Annotated in this window: 14 protein-coding genes; 7 read left to right on the forward strand and 7 right to left on the reverse strand. The window is 71.0% G+C overall.

Annotated features, from left to right (window positions below; translation table 11 throughout):
• Window positions 1-30 precede the first annotated feature (30 nt).
• Complete coding sequence (locus ACIPYQ_RS01520) at window positions 31-597, reverse strand: CGNR zinc finger domain-containing protein (protein ID WP_401245164.1); 567 nt, start codon at window positions 595-597, stop codon at window positions 31-33.
• A 117-nt stretch (window positions 598-714) separates the two neighbouring features.
• Here ACIPYQ_RS01520 and ACIPYQ_RS01525 point away from each other — a divergent pair, with 117 nt between their 5' ends.
• Window positions 715-1,602 carry a pyridoxamine 5'-phosphate oxidase family protein gene (locus ACIPYQ_RS01525; RefSeq protein ID WP_401245166.1) on the forward strand — a complete coding sequence of 296 codons (888 nt, stop codon included), beginning with the start codon at window positions 715-717 and terminating at the stop codon, window positions 1,600-1,602.
• On the opposite strand, the gene ACIPYQ_RS01530 is transcribed toward ACIPYQ_RS01525, so the two are convergent.
• Together ACIPYQ_RS01530 and pepN are read right to left on the reverse strand one after the other, a co-directional pair.
• Window positions 1,578-2,540, reverse strand: coding sequence for a hypothetical protein (locus ACIPYQ_RS01530; protein ID WP_401245168.1), 963 nt, complete (start codon window positions 2,538-2,540; stop codon window positions 1,578-1,580). The two genes, ACIPYQ_RS01525 and ACIPYQ_RS01530, sit on opposite strands and share 25 nt — an antisense overlap.
• A 245-nt stretch (window positions 2,541-2,785) precedes the next feature.
• Window positions 2,786-5,341 (reverse strand): aminopeptidase N, encoded by a 2,556-nt coding sequence (pepN, locus tag ACIPYQ_RS01535; RefSeq protein ID WP_401245170.1) that lies wholly within the window; start codon window positions 5,339-5,341, stop codon window positions 2,786-2,788.
• A 138-nt stretch (window positions 5,342-5,479) separates the two neighbouring features.
• Here pepN and ACIPYQ_RS01540 point away from each other — a divergent pair, with 138 nt between their 5' ends.
• Window positions 5,480-6,124 (forward strand): DsbA family protein, encoded by a 645-nt coding sequence (locus ACIPYQ_RS01540; RefSeq protein ID WP_351303809.1) that lies wholly within the window; start codon window positions 5,480-5,482, stop codon window positions 6,122-6,124.
• A gap of 123 nt (window positions 6,125-6,247) precedes the next feature.
• Here the strand turns inward: ACIPYQ_RS01540 and ACIPYQ_RS01545 are convergent, their stop codons facing one another.
• Complete coding sequence (locus tag ACIPYQ_RS01545) at window positions 6,248-6,904, reverse strand: superoxide dismutase (RefSeq protein ID WP_401245172.1); 657 nt, start codon at window positions 6,902-6,904, stop codon at window positions 6,248-6,250.
• Between the two features lie 160 nt (window positions 6,905-7,064).
• Window positions 7,065-8,465, reverse strand: a complete 1,401-nt coding sequence (locus ACIPYQ_RS01550) for an amino acid permease (protein WP_401245174.1) — start codon at window positions 8,463-8,465, stop codon at window positions 7,065-7,067.
• 180 nt (window positions 8,466-8,645) lie between these two features.
• Between ACIPYQ_RS01550 and ACIPYQ_RS01555 the strand changes: the two genes are divergently transcribed.
• A complete protein-coding gene (locus ACIPYQ_RS01555; RefSeq protein WP_361760163.1) occupies window positions 8,646-9,428 on the forward strand; it encodes an SDR family oxidoreductase in 783 nt (260 codons plus the stop codon).
• 70 nt (window positions 9,429-9,498) lie between these two features.
• Here the strand turns inward: ACIPYQ_RS01555 and ACIPYQ_RS01560 are convergent, their stop codons facing one another.
• Window positions 9,499-10,896: an amino acid permease gene (locus tag ACIPYQ_RS01560; RefSeq protein WP_401245176.1), complete on the reverse strand. Its 1,398-nt coding sequence runs from the start codon at window positions 10,894-10,896 to the stop codon at window positions 9,499-9,501.
• A gap of 285 nt (window positions 10,897-11,181) precedes the next feature.
• Between ACIPYQ_RS01560 and ACIPYQ_RS01565 the strand changes: the two genes are divergently transcribed.
• On the forward strand, window positions 11,182-11,766 hold the full coding sequence (locus tag ACIPYQ_RS01565) for a biotin transporter BioY (protein ID WP_401245178.1): 585 nt from the start codon (window positions 11,182-11,184) through the stop codon (window positions 11,764-11,766).
• Between the two features lie 75 nt (window positions 11,767-11,841).
• Here the strand turns inward: ACIPYQ_RS01565 and ACIPYQ_RS01570 are convergent, their stop codons facing one another.
• Window positions 11,842-13,275, reverse strand: coding sequence for an amino acid permease (locus ACIPYQ_RS01570; protein WP_361760049.1), 1,434 nt, complete (start codon window positions 13,273-13,275; stop codon window positions 11,842-11,844).
• 220 nt (window positions 13,276-13,495) lie between these two features.
• Between ACIPYQ_RS01570 and ACIPYQ_RS01575 the strand changes: the two genes are divergently transcribed.
• The 3 genes from ACIPYQ_RS01575 to ACIPYQ_RS01585 all read left to right on the forward strand — a co-directional run bounded on the left by ACIPYQ_RS01575 (window position 13,496) and on the right by ACIPYQ_RS01585 (window position 16,258).
• Window positions 13,496-13,981 (forward strand): ribose-5-phosphate isomerase, encoded by a 486-nt coding sequence (locus tag ACIPYQ_RS01575; protein WP_401245181.1) that lies wholly within the window; start codon window positions 13,496-13,498, stop codon window positions 13,979-13,981.
• 68 nt (window positions 13,982-14,049) lie between these two features.
• Window positions 14,050-14,856: a DNA-formamidopyrimidine glycosylase family protein gene (locus ACIPYQ_RS01580; protein WP_361760052.1), complete on the forward strand. Its 807-nt coding sequence runs from the start codon at window positions 14,050-14,052 to the stop codon at window positions 14,854-14,856.
• 259 nt (window positions 14,857-15,115) lie between these two features.
• Window positions 15,116-16,258, forward strand: coding sequence for a PP2C family protein-serine/threonine phosphatase (locus tag ACIPYQ_RS01585; protein ID WP_362238536.1), 1,143 nt, complete (start codon window positions 15,116-15,118; stop codon window positions 16,256-16,258).
• The last annotated feature ends 112 nt before the right edge of the window (window positions 16,259-16,370 follow it).

A 16,370-nucleotide genomic window follows, 5' to 3' on the forward strand; every position in this document is an offset into this window, starting at 1 on the left:
CTCAGAGCGGGTGTGACAGATTCGGGGTGCTCAGCGCTCGCGCGTGCGCGCGTAGTGGCGCGAGGCCTTCGCCCGGTTTCCGCAGGCGGCCATCGAGCACCAGCGCCGGGTGCCGTTGCGCGAGACGTCGTGGAAGTGCAGGGCGCAGGTCTCGGACGCGCACTTGCGGATCCGGTCGGGTGCGCCGGCGAGCAGTTCCAGGTAGTCCCGGGCCGCCGTCCAGGCCGGACCCCAGGTCGGGTCGTCGAACTCGGCGCGCTCGCCAGGGCCCTCGGCGGTCAGGGTGGCGCGGATCCGGCCGTGTTCGAGCACGGCGTCGACCAGCGTACGGGCACTCTCGTCGGCCGGGTCCGCGACCGCGCGGGCCAGCGCCTCGCGCGCGGTCAGCAGGTGGACGAGGGTCGCGGCGTCGGCGCGGAAGCGGCCGGCCAGGCCGGTGCTCTCCAGCCAGAGCGCGAGTCCTTCGACGCGGGTCAGTCCCGCGGCCCCGGCGAACAGGTCGAGCGGCTCCCCGTCCGCCACCCACCGCGTGTTCAGCAGGTCGAGGCAGACCGGCTCCCCGGTCAGGGGTCGTGGGTCTGCTGTCGTCGCCGCCATGTGTGCCTGCCTCCCGGATGCCGCTAACCGTTCAAGAGTACGTGACCGGTTGACACCTCTCGCCCTAACCTTTAATCTGAGATTAGAAGGTTAGATGACTCGGTGGAGGGACTTCCCATGACCGGGGTGTATCACTGGGGAGCGCTGGCCGTGCAGGAGCGGGTCGGTGTGCGCGAGCTCGCCGAGCACGTCGGCCGCTCGATCGGAGCGGGAGTCGGGGACGTCGCCGCGGCCTTCCTCGGGCTCCAGCCGCACCTCGTCGTCGGTGCGGCCGACGCCTCCGGGCGGATGTGGGCCTCCCTGCTCACCGGTCCGCCGGGCTTCGTACGGGCCACCGGGCCGGACCGGATCACGGTCGCCGGCGGACTGCCGGCCGGCGATCCGCTCGCCGGCGCGCTGGCCACGGACGGGACCCGGGTCGGCACCATCGCGCTCGACCCGCGCACCCGGCGCCGGATGAGGCTGAACGGGACCCTGGAGACGACCGGTCGCGGATTCGCGGTCCTGGCCGAGCGGGTCTTCGCCAACTGCCCCAAGTACCTGCAGAAACGGCAGCCCCTGGAGCTCGCCGCACAAGGAGCCGGCGTCCTGTGGCGCGGGCCCGCGCTCACCCCCGGCCAGGAACGGGCCGTCCGCACCGCCGACACCTTCTTCGTCGCCACCACCGCGGAGGCGGACGGAGTCGACGCCAGTCACCGGGGCGGACTGCCCGGCTTCGTCGAGGTGCTCTCGCCCACCGAGCTGGCCTGGCCGGACTACGCGGGCAACGCCATGTTCCTGACCCTGGGGAACCTGACGGCCGATCCGCGGGCGGGGCTGCTCTTCCCGGACTGGGAGAGCGGGGCGGTCCTCCAGCTGAGCGGCCGGGCCACGACGGAGTTCGGGGCCGACGGGAGCCGCCGCACCCGCTTCCGGGTGGAGTCGGTCGTGGAGGGCCTGCATCCGGGGCGGCTGCTCTGGAGCACCCCGGAGTACTCGCCTCACCTGGGGAGCACCACCAGATAGGCGGCGGGCTCGCGGTCGCCGGACGCCGTCAGGGCGGTCCGGACGACCGCGGCCTGCTGCTCGGGCCAGTCGCGCAGCTTGCGCGGGGTGATGTGGATGACCGTCACCCCGAGCCGCTCCAGCGTCTCCCGCTTGCGCACGGACTCCGACCACTCCTCGTCCTCGCCCTGACGCGGGGCGCGCGTGTCGATCTCCAGGGCCACGGACTGCTCGGGCCAGAACGCGTCCACCCCGCCGAGGTGCGGGCCGCCGGGCAGTCGCAGGTCCACGTTCCACACGGGCTCGGGCAGTTCGTAGCCGCGTACGAGGTGGTACAGCCGGTCCTCGGCGATGGCGCGCCCCTCGGCGAGGAGCGACTCGACCGCGTCGACCACGTGCGGCCGGTTCAGCAGCCGGCCCACCGTCAGCTCCCGTACGAGGGCGGCCGGTTCGCAGTGCCCGGCGCGGACGGCCTCGCTCAGCAGGCGGCGTACGGTGCCGGCGTCGGCTAGCTGGGCGACGGCGTCGGCGACGGCCCGCGCGACGGGCGCCACCGGCAGGCCGGTCACCTCCTGGGAGCGGGGCGGGGTGTGCGCGCGCACGATCCGCACGTCCCCGGTGGACCGCAGTCGCCGGGTCCCGGGCACGAGGACGTCGATGTGCGAGAGGGCGAGCAGCGCGGGCGCGGAGGAGAACCGGTACAGGGCGAGCGCCGCCAGCCCGGTGATCATCGCCTCGCCCGCGCCGCGCCGTCCCGCGTACAGCAGTGCGGCGTGCAGCCGCTCCTCGCTGGTCGCGGGCCCGGAGTGGAGCAGGAACACCCCCGGCAGGATCTGCTGCCAGGGCCGCTCGGCGGCGTCGGAAGCGGTGACGCCGTGCTCGCGCAGCTGGGCGAGGGTGAGCACGCGGGGGCGGCTGCCGGTGAGGTGGGCGAGGGGGAGGGGTGCGTTGTGGTTCATGACGCGGTGATTCCCTCAGGCCATGGCCTTGCTAACCCCTGTTACACGCTCGTCGACAAACCCGGACAAGATGGGGCTAAAGTACGGGCGTTCGACTGCCGATGGGGTGCGCCGGTGTGGGGGACCCGGCGCGACGCCGTTGCTGGGGCTCCGCCCCAGACCCCGCGCCTCAAACGCCGGCGAGGCTGAATCTTTCAGCCCGTCCGGCGTTTGAGGACCGGGTCCGGGCGGAGCCCGGTTTCAGGTCAGCCCGCCGCCGCGTCGCACCGCTGTGCGGCAAGGGCTCGGGCCAGGTCGTCGCGGGACTCCAGGACCAGGCGGCGCAGGGCCGGCGCGGCCGAAGCGTGGGCCGACAGCCAGGCGTCCGTGGCGTCGAGCGTGGCCGCGTCGCTCTGCAGCGAGGGGTACAGACCCTTCACCACATGCATCGCGATCTGGATCGACCGGTCCGCCCACACCCGCTCGATGACCTCGAAGTAGCGCCCCGCGTAAGCCGCCAGCAGGCCCCGCTGCGAAGACTGCTGCATGCCCGCGATCGTCGCCTCCACCAGCGCGTTGGACAGCGCGTCCGATTCGACGACCGCCACCCACGCCTGGTCCTTCACGGCCTCCGACGGCCGCGCCGCCAGGCACCGCACCTGGTGCCGCTTGCCCGACGCCGTGTCGTCCCGCGCCAGTTCGGCGGTGAGCACGGCCTCGTCCACCGCCCCGTGCGCGGCCAGCGGCAGCAGGAAGTCCCAGCGCAGCTCCTGGTCCACCTCCAGCCCGTCGATCCGGGCCGAGCCCTCCAGCAGCCCCAGCAGCAGCTGGAAGTCGCCCTCCGTCGCCGCGCTCGCCGCGAAGAAGCGGGCCCAGGTCAGCTGGTGCTCCGACCCCGGCGCCGCCAGCCGCAGTTCGTGCAGCGCGCCCGCCGCCAGGTCCCGGCCGCCCTGCTCGCGCCAGTCCGGGGCCGCGTAGTGGGTGACCGAGCTCAGGGCCTGCGCGTGCAGCTGCTGCAGGACGCCGACGTCCGTCTCGCGGCCCGCGTGGGCCAGGACCAGCGAGACGAAGTCGCGCGCCGGCATCAGGCCGTCCCGCGTCAGGTTCCACAGCGCCGACCAGCTCAGCGCCCGGGCGAGGGGGTCCGTCAGGTCGCCCAGGTGGGCCCGCAGGGTGGCCAGTGAGCCCTCGTCGAAGCGGACCTTGCAGTAGGTGAGGTCCTCGTCGTTGACCAGGATCAGGTCGGGCCGCTCCGCGCCCGCCAGTTCCGCGACCACGGTGCGCGCGCCCGAGACGTCCGCCCCGGCCCGCGCGTAGCGGACCAGGGTTCCGTCGGACTCCAGCCGGTAGAGCCCCACTGCGACCCGGTGCGGCCGCAGCTCCTCGCCCTCCTGGACGACCGCGAGCTCCGTCACGCGCCCGCCGGCGTCGTACGTCACCGCCGGTGCGAGCGCGTTCACGCCGGCCGTCTGCAGCCAGGCCCGCGACCACTCGGCCATGTCCCGCCCGGATACCTCCGCGAGGACCGAGAGCAGGTCGTCCAGGGTGGTGTTCCCGTACGCGTTGGCCTTGAAGTAGCGCCGCGCGCCCTCCAGGAACGCCTCCCGGCCCGCGTACGCCACGAGCTGCTTCAGCACCGACGCGCCCTTGGCGTAGGTGATGCCGTCGAAGTTCAGCTTCGCGTCCTCCAGGTCACGGATGTCGGCCGTGATCGGGTGCGTGGAGGGCAGCTGGTCGGCGCGGTAGGCCCACGCCTTGCGGTTGTTGGCGAAGCTGACCCACGCCTGGTCGAAGCGGGTGGCCTCCACCAGGGCGAACGAGCCCATGAAGTCCGCGAAGGACTCCTTCAGCCACAGGTCGTCCCACCACTTCATGGTGACCAGGTCGCCGAACCACATGTGCGCCATCTCGTGCAGGATCGTGTTCGAGCGCCGCTCGTAGGAGGCCTTCGTGACCTTGCCGCGGAAGATGTACTCCTCGCGGAAGGTCACCATCCCCGGGTTCTCCATCGCGCCCAGGTTGTACTCCGGCACGAAGGCCTGGTCGTACTTCCCGAAGGGGTACGGGTAGTCGAAGATCTCGTGGAAGAGGTCGAATCCCTGCTTGGTGACCAGGAAGACGTCGTCCGCGTCGAAGTGCTTCGCCAGCCCCTTGCGGCACATGGCGCCCAGCGGGATGGTCAGGTCCCCGCGCGTGTAGGTGTCCGTGACGTAGTGGTAGGGGCCCGCCACCACGCACGTGATGTACGTGGAGATCGGCCGGGTCTCGGCGAACCGCCAGACCCCGGCCTCGCGCGACTCCTCCGCGCCGTTGCTCCACACCTGCCAGCCCTCGGGGGCGGCCACCTCGAAGCGGTAGGGCGCCTTCAGGTCCGGCTGCTCGAAGTTCGCGTACACCCGGCGCGCGTCGGCCGGCTCGTACTGGGTGTAGAGGTAGACCTCGCCGTCCTCCGGGTCCACGAAGCGGTGGAGGCCCTCGCCGGTCCGGCTGTACGCGCAGTTCGCGTCGACCACCAGGACGTTCTCGGCGTCCAGCCCGTCCAGGGCGATCCGCGCCCCGTCGAAGACGGTGGCCACGTCCAGCGGCCGGCCGTTGAGGGTCACGGCGTTCACCGAGGGAGCGATCAGGTCCGCGAAGGTGGAGCTGCCGGTGGCGGCGGCACGGAAACGGATCGTCGTGACCGAACGGAAGGTCCGGGGGCCCTCGGCCGGTTCGGCCTCGTCCACCGCGGACCTGATGTCGAGGACCACCTCGTACCCGTCGACCGACAGAAGTTCGGCCCGCTCGCGGGCCTCGTCACGGGACAGATTCTCACCGGGCACGTGCACTCCTTCGTGCGTGATCGCGTTCTTGGGTCGAATCCTCGCACGAGGGGAATGCGTGCGACGGCGTACTGGTTGGCCACGGAGAACATGCGCCAGTGATGCCCTTTTCCGACTGAGACGAGACCGAGGAGAGACATGACCGAGACCCAGGTGCGCGAGAAGACCCCGGTCGACTTCTGGTTCGACCCGCTCTGCCCTTGGGCCTGGATGACGTCCCGCTGGATGGTCGAGGTCGAGAAGGTCCGCGACGTCGAGGTCCGCTGGCACGTGATGAGCCTTGCCGTCCTCAACGAGAACAAGCTCGACGAGCTGCCCGAGACCTACCGTGAGCTGCTCGGCCCCAAGGGCTGGGCGCCGGTGCGCGTGGTCATAGCGGCCCAGCAGAAGCACGGTGACGAGATCACCGGCAAGCTCTACACCGCGCTCGGCACCCGCATCCACAACGACGAGAAGGGCCCGACCCGCGAGGTGATCGCCGAGGCGCTGGCCGAGGTCGGCCTGCCGGCCGAACTGCTCGCGTACGCCGACTCGGACGAGTACGACGAGGTGCTGCGGGCCTCCCACAACGACGGCATCGACCGCGTGGGCCAGGAGGTCGGCACCCCGGTGATCTCGGTTCCGGGCGCCGAGGGCGACGTCGCCTTCTTCGGCCCGGTCGTCACCCCGACCCCGCGCGGCGACGCCGCGGCCCGCCTGTGGGACGGCACCCTGCTCGTCGCCTCCACGCCCGGCTTCTACGAGATCAAGCGGACCCGCACCAAGGGCCCGTCCTTCGAGTAGCCCGTACGGCCGGAACACACAGAAGACCCCCGTGAGTCACGTCCTCACGGGGGTCTTCCGTTGAACACGCCCGCCGGTGAAGGTTGAGAAGACGATCACGAGGCGGACGGGCTTGTGCGGCGATCAGCCCTTGGCGGGGATCAGCAGCGGGGTGTTCGCCTTGGCGTCGGCGTAGCGCTTGGACACGTCCTGCCAGTTGACGACGTTCCACATCGCCTCGATGAAGTCCACCTTCTGGTTCTTGTACTGCAGGTAGAAGGCGTGCTCCCAGGCGTCGAAGACCAGGATCGGGGTGCTGGCCACGCCCACGTTGCCCTGGTGGTCGTAGACCTGCTCGACGACCAGTCGGCCGCTGACGGGCTCGTACGCGAGCACGCCCCAGCCGGAGCCCTGGGTGGCGGAGGAGGCGAAGGTCAGCTGCTTCTTGAACTTCGCGAAGGAGCCGAAGGACTCGGTGATCGCGTCGGCCAGGTCGCCCAGACCGTCGGCGGCGGTGGGCTCGCCGCCGCCCTCGCCGGTCTTCGGGCTGGCCATGTTGTGCCAGTAGATGCTGTGCAGGATGTGGCCGGAGAGGTGGAACGCAAGGTTCTTCTCGAGGCCGTTGAGGGCGCCCCAGTTCTCCTTGTCGCGCGCCTCTGCCAGCTGCTCCAGCGTGTTGTTGGCGCCCGTGACATAGGCCGCGTGGTGCTTGTCGTGGTGCAGCTTGATGATCTGCGGGTTGATCACCGGCTCCAGCGCCGCGTAGTCGTACGGAAGCTCAGGAAGCGTGTAGATGGCCATGCGTGTTATCCGGTCCCCTCAGCGTGCCAACTGCTTATTGCAATCAATGCGCAACTGCACGCTAGCAGTATCTATTCCGGCTCACACGTAAGGGTTACCTCTGTAAAACGCAGGCGGGCCCCGTGCGAATGCACGGGGCCCGCCTGCGGTGGAGCGTGGGTCAGCGCGTGGCCGCGGCGCGGCGCTGCACGAGATACCCGGTCACCGAGAGGGCGACGGTGAGCCCGCCGGTGAAGACCACCTGGACCCGGGTGTCCTCGCCCAGCGCCATCAGCACCAGGACCCCGGCCACCCCGGCCAGCGCCACCCAGGTGAGATAGGGGAAGCCCCACATCTTCACGACGAGCTTCCCGGGAGCCTCCCGCTCCAGCCGCCGGCGCAGCACGAACTGCGAGACGGCGATGAAGCCCCAGACGACGAGGATGACCCCGCCGACCATGTTGAGCAGCCAGGCGAACAGGGTGTCCGGGTACCAGTACGACAGCAGCACGGTGACGAAGCCGAAGCCGCAGGAGGCGAGCACCGCCCGGCGCGGCACCCCGCCCGAGACCTTGCCCAGCGCCTTGGGGCCCTGGCCGCGGGAGACGAGGGAGTGGGCCATGCGCGAGGAGCCGTAGATGTTGGCGTTCATGGCGGACATCAGGGCGATCAGGATGACCACGTTCATGATCTCGCCGGCGGCCGGGATGCCCAGGTGGTCCAGGGTGGCGGCGTACGGGCCGTCCGCCGTGACCGCCGGGTCGTTCCACGGCAGCAGGGTGACGATGACCAGCATGGAGCCGACGTAGACGATCGCGATCCGCCACATGGTGGTCCGCACGGCCTTGGCCACGCCCGCGACGGGGTTCTCGGACTCGGCGGCCGCGATGGTCACCGTCTCCAGCCCGCCGTACGCGACGACCGAGGCCAGCAGTCCGACCAGCAGTCCGTCCACGCCGTTCGGCAGCAGGCCGCCGTCGTGGAGCAGGTTGGCGGCGCCGGGGGAGGAGGTGCCGGGCAGCAGGCCGAGGACGGCCAGCACGCCCAGGCCCAGGAAGAGCCCGATCGCGCCGATCTTGAGGGCGGCGAACCAGAACTCGAACTCGCCGAAGTTCGAGACGGCGGCCAGGTTGGAGCCGCAGAACACCGCCATGAAGACCAGCACCCACATCCAGGACGGGGTGCCCGGGAACCAGCCGGTCATGATGTGCGCCGCGCCGATGGCCTCGATGGCCACGCCCACGCAGAGCAGGATCCAGAACATCCAGCCGGCGGTGAATCCGGCCCAGGGTCCGATCGCCCGCTCCGCGTGGACCGAGAAGGACCCGGAGGCGGGGTTGGCGGCGGACATCTCGCCGAGCATCCGCATCACGAACATCACGAGCAGCCCGGACGCGGCGTACGCGAGCACGATCGAGGGGCCGGCGGCGGCGATGCCGGCTCCGGATCCGACGAAGAGCCCGGCGCCGATGACCCCGCCGAGGGCGATCATCGAGAGGTGGCGCTGCTTGAGGCCGTTGCCGAGCGGGGAGCCGGCGTCGGTCTGCGGGGGTTCGAGGGGTGTCAGGGTGCTCTGGCTCATTGGGGTGTGCCTGTCCGGTGTGCGGGGGGACGTGATGAGGTGCCCCAGTCTCACCTCTGTCCGATCTTCGGATGATTGACGTCCGATATACGGACAGCCGGATGACGGGCCGTGATCATCCCCGTACGCTGCCGACAGGACGCGGCTGACGCGACGACAGGGGGACCGGTGGACGGACGAATGGACCACGGCATACGGGAACTGGCCGCCACGGGCCGGGGGGTGCTCGTCACCGGGGCCTCGCGGGGCATCGGGCGGGCCATCGCCACGGCCTTCGCCGAGCGGGGCGACCGGGTGGCGGTGCACTGCACGGTCCGGCAGGCGGACGCCGAGCGCACCCTCGCGGAACTGCCGGGCGAGGGCCACGTCCTCGTCAGCGGCGACCTCGCCGACCCGGCCCGCGTGGAAGCCCTCGCGGCCGAGACCGAGGAGGCGCTCGGCGGCATCGACGTCCTCGTGAACAACGCCGCCGTGATGGTCGCGCACCCGCTGCCCACGACCTCGTACGCCGACTGGCAGGAGGCGTGGCGGCAGACGGCCGCCGTGAACCTCTTCGCCCCGGCCAACCTCACCCACTGCGTCGCCCGCCACATGATCGCCGGCCGGCGGGAGGGCCGTGTCGTCAACATCGGCTCGCGCGGGGCGTTCCGCGGCGAGCCCGACCACCCCGCCTACGGCGCCACCAAGGCGGCCCTGCACGCACTCGGCCAGTCCCTCGCCGTCTCCCTGGCACCGCACGGCATCGCCGTGGCCTCCGTGGCGCCCGGCTTCGTGGCGACCGAGCGGGTCGCCGGGCGGCTCGAAGGGGAGGAGGGCGAGCGGATCCGGGCGCAGAGCCCCTTCGGCCGGGTCGGCACCCCGCAGGAGATCGCCGCCGCCGTGCTGCACCTGGCCTCGCCCGCCGCGCGCTGGAGCTCGGGCACCGTGCTCGACGTCAACGGAGCCTCGTACCTGCGCACCTGACGCGCGAAGGCCCCCGCGCCGGGTGCGCGGGGGCCTTCGCATGGGCCGGGGGCCGTGGGCCGTGGGCCGGTCAGGACTTCGGGGTGCGCCGCTCCCGTACGAAGGCCACCACGAGGACGAGGGCCGCCGCACCCGTCGACCACAGCAGCTGCGGCCGGGCCGAGTCGTCGAACAGCATCAGGACCAGCACCGCCGCCATCCCGAACAGCGCCGCCCAGGTCGCGTACGGGAACAGCCACATCGGCAGCGTCAGCCGCTCCGGCATGTCCCGCTCGATGATCCGGCGCAGCTTCAGCTGCGAGACCGCGATCAGCGCCCACACGAACAGCAGCACCGCGCCGACCGCGTTGAGCATGTAGAGGAAGATCGTGTCCGGCCACAGCAGGTTCAGCACCACCGACACGAAGCCGAAGGCCACCGACGCGAACACCGCGCGCCGCGGCACGCCGCCGCCCGAGACCTTCAGCAGCGACTTCGGCGCCTCGCCGCGCTCGGCCAGCGAGAACACCATGCGCGAGGACCCGTACAGGTTCGCGTTCAGCGCCGACAGCAGGGCCACGAACACCACGATGTTCATGATCTGACCGGCCGCCGGGATGCCGATCGAGTCGAGGACCGCGACGTAGGGGCTCTCGCCCGGCTTCAGCGAGTCCCACGGCAGCAGGGTCACGATGACCACCATCGAGCCCACGTAGAAGAAGAGGATGCGCCACACCGCGCTGCGCACCGCGCGGGACACCGAGCGTGCCGGGTCGTCCGACTCGGCGGCGGCGATGGTGACGACCTCCAGGCCGCCGAAGGCGAAGATGACGGCGAGCATGCCGGCGACCACTCCGCCGAAGCCCTCGGGGAAGAAGCCGCCGTGGCCGGTGAGGTTGGCCATGCCGACCGGCTCCGTGTCCGGGAGGACGCCGAAGATCGCGAGGGTGGCGAGGATCAGGAAGAGCACGATCGCGCCGACCTTGAGGGCGGCGAACCAGAACTCGAACTCGCCGAAGTTCTTCACCGCGGCCAGGTTGCTCACGGTGAAGACCACCATGAAGAGCAGCACCCAGACCCACTGGTCGACCGAGGGCACCCAGCCGTTCGCGATCTTCGCCGCGCCGGTGGCCTCCACGGCCAGCACCACGACCAGCAGGAACCAGTACAGCCAGCCCGCCGAGAAGCCGGCCCAGCGGCCGAGCGCCTTCTCCGCGTAGACCGAGAAGGAGCCGGAGGCGGGCATCGCGGCCGACATCTCGCCGAGCGCCCGCATCACCAGCATCGCGAGGACACCCGCGAGCAGGTAGGAGCAGATGATCGCGGGGCCGGCGATGCCGATGCCGGCTCCGGAGCCGACGAAGAGCCCGGCGCCGATCACGCCGCCCAGGCCCAGCATGGTCAGGTGGCGCTGCTTGAGGCTGTGGCTCAGGGGTTCCGCGGGCAGGTCGCCCGTCGTGGGAGGTGCTTCTTCCAGGCGCTCGCGCATGAAGGGTGCTCGTACTCTCGTTCGGCCCAGCGGCGGTGGGGGTTCCGCATCAGGATTGGCGGGACCCTACAGTCTCGCTGAGCAGCGGTCGTCCGTGCAAAACGGACGTGTTGTCTGATCTTCCTCGTGACGAGGATCACGTCGGCTCGGGCGTGGGGTGTGGGGTTTGTGGTATCCCCACCAAAGCGGGGAGGGGGGCTTTGTTCCGGGCAGCGCTGGGGCGGCGGGGGAGCGCGCACTAGCGTCGGTGATCGTCCCGCCACCCCCACCCCGTGGAGTTCCCCGATGAGCACTGCCTCCGTCTCCCTCCGGCCCGGCGCCGTCCTCGCCGACCTGCTGCCCGCGAGCCGCGTCCGCGACATCGCGCTCGTCGTCGGCGGCGCGGCGCTCACCGGACTGGCCGCCCAGATATCGGTCCCCGTTCCCGGCTCCCCGGTTCCCGTGACGGGCCAGACCTTCGCCGCGCTGCTCGTCGGCACCGCCTTCGGCGCCCGCCGCGGCTTCCTCTCGCTGGCGCTGTACGCCCTCGTCGGCATGGCCGGTGTGCCGTGGTTCGCGGGCGGGACCTCCGGTGCGGGCGGGGCCTCCTTCGGGTACGTCCTCGGGATGCTGCTGGCCGCCACCGTCGTCGGCGCCCTCGCGCGGCGCGGCGGCGACCGCTCGGTGCTGCGCACGGCCGGCCTGATGGTGCTGGGCTCGGCCGTGATCTACGCGGTGGGCGTGCCGTACCTGATGGCCGCCACCGGAATGTCCCTGAGCGCCGCCGTCGCGGCGGGCATGCTCCCCTTCCTGATCGGCGACGCCCTCAAGGCCGCCCTGGCCATGGGCGCGCTGCCGGCCGCCTGGAAGCTGGCCGGCAGCCGCGGCTGAACGGCCCCTGATACGCACCGGAGCCCGGCCCGCCTTGCGAAGGCGGGCCGGGCTCCGGCGTATCTGCACGTGCGATCAGCCCTGCAGGGCCCGCTTGCGGCGGAAGTCCAGGACCACACCGACGAGCACGACCACGCCGGCGACCAGGGTGGACAGCGTGACCACCTCGCGGTTGGCGTCGTCCACGAACATGTAGCCGATCACGAACATGATCAGAGCGGCGGTGGCCCAGGTCAGGTACGGGAAGAGCCACATCTTCACGGTCAGCTTCTCCGGGGCCTCGCGGACGAGGATCCCGCGCATCTTCAGCTGGGTGAAGCAGATCACCAGCCAGACGAAGAGCGCGATGGCACCCGAGGAGTTCAGCAGGAAGTTGAAGACCGTGTCCTTGAAGGCGTAGTTGAAGTAGACGGCGACGAAGCCGAAGACCGTGGAGCCCAGGATCGCGGCGACCGGCACACCGTTCTTGTTGACCTTGGCGAACGCCTTGGGGGCGTCGCCGCGCTCACCGAGCGAGAAGGCCATGCGGGAAGCGGTGTAGAGGCCCGAGTTCAGGCAGGACAGCACGGCGGTCAGGACGATGACCTCCATGATCGTGCCGGCGTGCGCGATGCCGATCGAGTCCAGGGCGGCGACGTACGAGCCCTTCTCGGTGATCGACTTGTCGTTCCACGGGAGCAGGGTCAGCACGATGAAGATCGAGCCCAGGTAGAAGACGCCGATCCGCCAGATGACGGAGTTGGTGGCCTGGGTGACCGCCTTGCGGGGGTTCTCCGACTCGCCGGCCGCCAGGGTGACGATCTCGCTGCCCATGAAGGAGAAGACGACCATCAGCACACCGGTGAGGACCGCGCCGTAGCCGTTGGGGAAGAAGCCGCCCGCGTCGGTCAGGTGTGCGAAGCCCGCGCCCGGGTTGTCCGAGCCCGGCAGCAGGCCGAAGACGGCCAGCATGCCGACGATCACGAACGCGCCGATGGCGACGACCTTGATGCCCGCGAACCAGAACTCGAACTCACCGTAGGAGGCGACCGAGCCGAGGTTGGTGACGGTCAGCACCGCCATCACGATCAGCGCCCAGCCCCACTGCGGGACGGCCGGGATCCAGCTCTCCAAGATGGCTGCACCAGCGGTGGCCTCCACCGCGAGCACGACGACCCAGAAGAACCAGTAGAGCCAGCCGATGGAGAAGCCGGCCCAGCGGCCGAGCGCCCGGTCGGCGTAGGCGGAGAAGGAGCCCGAGTTCGGGCTGGCTGCGGCCATCTCGCCCAGCATCCGCATCACGAAGACGACCATCGCGCCGACCAGCGCGTAGGAGATCAGGATGGCGGGACCGGCCTTGGCGATACCGCCACCGGAGCCGACGAAGAGGCCGGCGCCGATGACGCCGCCGATGGCGATCATGGACAGGTGGCGGTTCTTGAGACCGGCCTTCAGACCGTCGGAGGGCTGACCCTCACCGAGGTTGTCGGTGGGGTCGCCTTCCTTCTGGAGGGTCGTCGTGGAGCTCATGGACGGATCCTTAGGTTTCTCGGGTTGCGAGCCCCGGCATTCAAACCTGAGATGAACGCAGGACGGAAGACCTCAATCCGGATCGTTGCCTTTGGGTGAACGTCCCGGACCAAGGTCCCGCCGTGTCCCATCTGCGCTCTTTGGGTTTACTTGAGCTTTAGAAGTGACTTACGCGACACCCCCTGCGGGCCGCCGGGCCCCTTCGTGCCACACTCGTCCCATGCGCGTGTACCTCGGATCCGACCATGCCGGCTTTGAGCTCAAGAACCACCTGGTGGACTGGCTCAAGAACAACGGCCACGAGCCCGTCGACTGCGGGCCCCACATCTACGACGAGGTGGACGACTACCCGCCGTTCTGCCTCCGCGCGGCGGAGAAGACCGCCGCGGACGCGGGCAGCCTCGGCATCGTGATCGGCGGCTCCGGCAACGGCGAGCAGATCGCCGCCAACAAGGTCAAGGGCATCCGCGCCATCCTCGCGTGGAGCGTCCAGACCGCCGAGCTGGGCCGCGAGCACAACAACGCCAACGTCATCTCCGTCGGCGGCCGCATGCACACCCAGGACGAGGTCGTCAGCTTCATCGACGCCTTCCTGAAGACCCCGTACTCCGGCGCGGAGCGGCACACCCGCCGCATCGACATGCTCTCCGCCTACGAGCAGACCGGCGAGCTCCCCCCGATCCCGGCCCACCACCCGCAGGGCTGATCCCGCTTCCGGCCGTGCCGCTCCCTCGGGGGTGGCACGGCCGTTTTCATTCTTCCCAGGAGTCCGCCGTGCCCGAGGGGCATACGATCCACCGCCTCGCCCAGGACCACACCGAGCGGTTCGCCGCCCGCCCGGTCCGCGTGAGCAGCCCCCAGGGCCGCTTCGCCGAGAGCGCGGCCCTGCTCGACGGGCGCGCACTGGAGAGTGCGGAGGCGCACGGCAAGCACCTCTTCCTCGAACTCGGCGACGCCTGGATCCACATCCACCTCGGACTCTTCGGCAAGCTCGGCTTCGGCCCCGCCCCGGCGCCGCCCGCCACCGACACGGTCCGGCTGCGCCTGCTGAACGAGGAGCACTACGCCGACCTGCGCGGACCCACCGCCTGCGCGCTGATCGGCGAGGGCGAGAAGAAGGCGATACACGAACGGCTCGGCCCCGACCCGCTGCGGCCGGACGACGACCCCGACCGGGCCTGGAAGCGGATCTCCCGGTCCCGCACCACCGTCGCCGCCCTGCTGATGGACCAGAAGATCGTCGCCGGCATCGGCAACGTCTACCGCGCCGAGGTCCTCTTCCGCCACGGCATCGACCCGTACCGCGCGGGCAAGGACCTCACCCGCGCCGAATGGGACGCCATGTGGGCGGACCTGGCCGCCCTCATGCGCGAGGGCGTGCGCAACAACCGCATCGACACCGTCCGCGACGAGCACCTGCCCGAGGCGATGGGCCGGCCGCCGCGGGTGGACGACCACGGCGGCGAGGTGTACGTCTACCGCAGGGCGAACCTGCCCTGCCACATCTGCGGGGGCGAGATCCGCACCGCCGATCTCGCCGCCCGCAACCTCTTCTGGTGCCCGGCCTGCCAGCAGCGCTAGGCCGGAGCGGTCCGCCTCCGTCGGCGACTTGTCGAGTTCCCGCTCCTCGGGGGGAGCCGGGCACACCACCGAACGCCAGTTCCAGGTGCTCGTACCAGACATCCCACCCATCAGCCTGCAATACGCGCATCTCAAGAGCCATGCGGCCATCCCTATCAGGGCATTCCGCCCCAGTCGCAGCGTTTTCGGGCGCCCGGAGGCCCCCGGTCCGGGGGTACCCCTGCGGATCCACAGCCAGGATGGATAGGGTCCCGAAGCAATGGCCGGAGCACGCGTGGAGACCCTCATGGCCCGGATGCGCATGCTGTCGCACCGGGGCCGCACCGCCCTGCGCAAATCCGCGGTCGACTACTTCCGCGGCGACGCCTCCGACTGGCTCGCCTTCGCCGGGCTGCTCCTGACCGTCCCCGCCATCGCCTGCGGCACGATGATGCTGCCGGTCTGGTTCTCGCCCTCGGCGCTCGTCCTGCCGATCGTGGCCGGCGGGCTGCTGCTGCGCCCCGCCAGCCTGCTCGGCCTGTACGCCGCCTCCGCGGCCGCACTGATCGTCGAGGCCGTCGTGCTCGGCCCCTATACCCAGGGCCCGGCACGCGTCACCCCCGGAACCGTCCTCGTCGTCGCCGCCTGCGGGTTCTTCGGACTGGTCATCGCCCAGTTCCGCAGCCGCGTCGGCGTGCCCTGGCGGCGCGGCGGCACCATGCTCTTCGACCTGCGCGAGCGGATCCGCGTCCAGAGCAAACTGCCCGGCCTGCCGCGCGGCTGGCACCGCGAGATGGCCCTGCGCCCGGCCGGCGGCCAGTCCTTCTCCGGCGACTTCGTCGTCGCGGCCCGCACCAACGGCGGCCGCACCCTGGAGATCGTCCTGACCGACGTCTCCGGCAAGGGTATGGAGGCGGGCTCCCGGGCCCTGCTGCTGTCCGGAGCCTTCGGCGGACTCCTCGGCGCCCTGCCCCCGCACGGATTCCTGCCCGCCGCCAACGGCTACCTGCTCCGCCAGGACTGGGACGAGGGCTTCGCCACCTCCATCCACCTCGTCCTGGACCTGGAGAGCGGCGACTACGAACTCCTCTCGGCCGGCCACCTCCCCGCCCTCCAGCTCTCCGCCGGCACCGGCCGCTGGCAGGAGAAGTCCGGCGAGGGCCCGCTGCTCGGCGTCTACGACGGCGCCGAATTCATCCCCGCCCGCGGGAACCTCCGCCCCGGCGACGTCCTGATGCTCTTCACCGACGGCCTCGTCGAGACCTCCGACCGCGAGATCAGCGAGGGCATCGACCGCCTCACCGGCGAGGCCGACCGCTACGTCGCCTCCGGCTGGGACGGCGCCGCCTGGCACCTCATCGAAAAGGTCGCCAAGGACGTCAACGACGACCGCGCCCTCCTGCTCATCCGCCGCTCCGCCTGACCGGGGTGGGGCTGGCCCCACCCCCGCTGCGCCGGGCCGCTCCATGGCCGGGCGCCCACCGTGATCCGTAGCGTCGCAACCACGATCGAGGCGACGGCGAAAGGCGGCACAC

Origin of the sequence: Streptomyces sp. NPDC090045 (assembly GCF_044747975.1) — a bacterium.
In the GTDB taxonomy this organism is placed as follows: Bacteria; Actinomycetota; Actinomycetes; order Streptomycetales; family Streptomycetaceae; genus Streptomyces.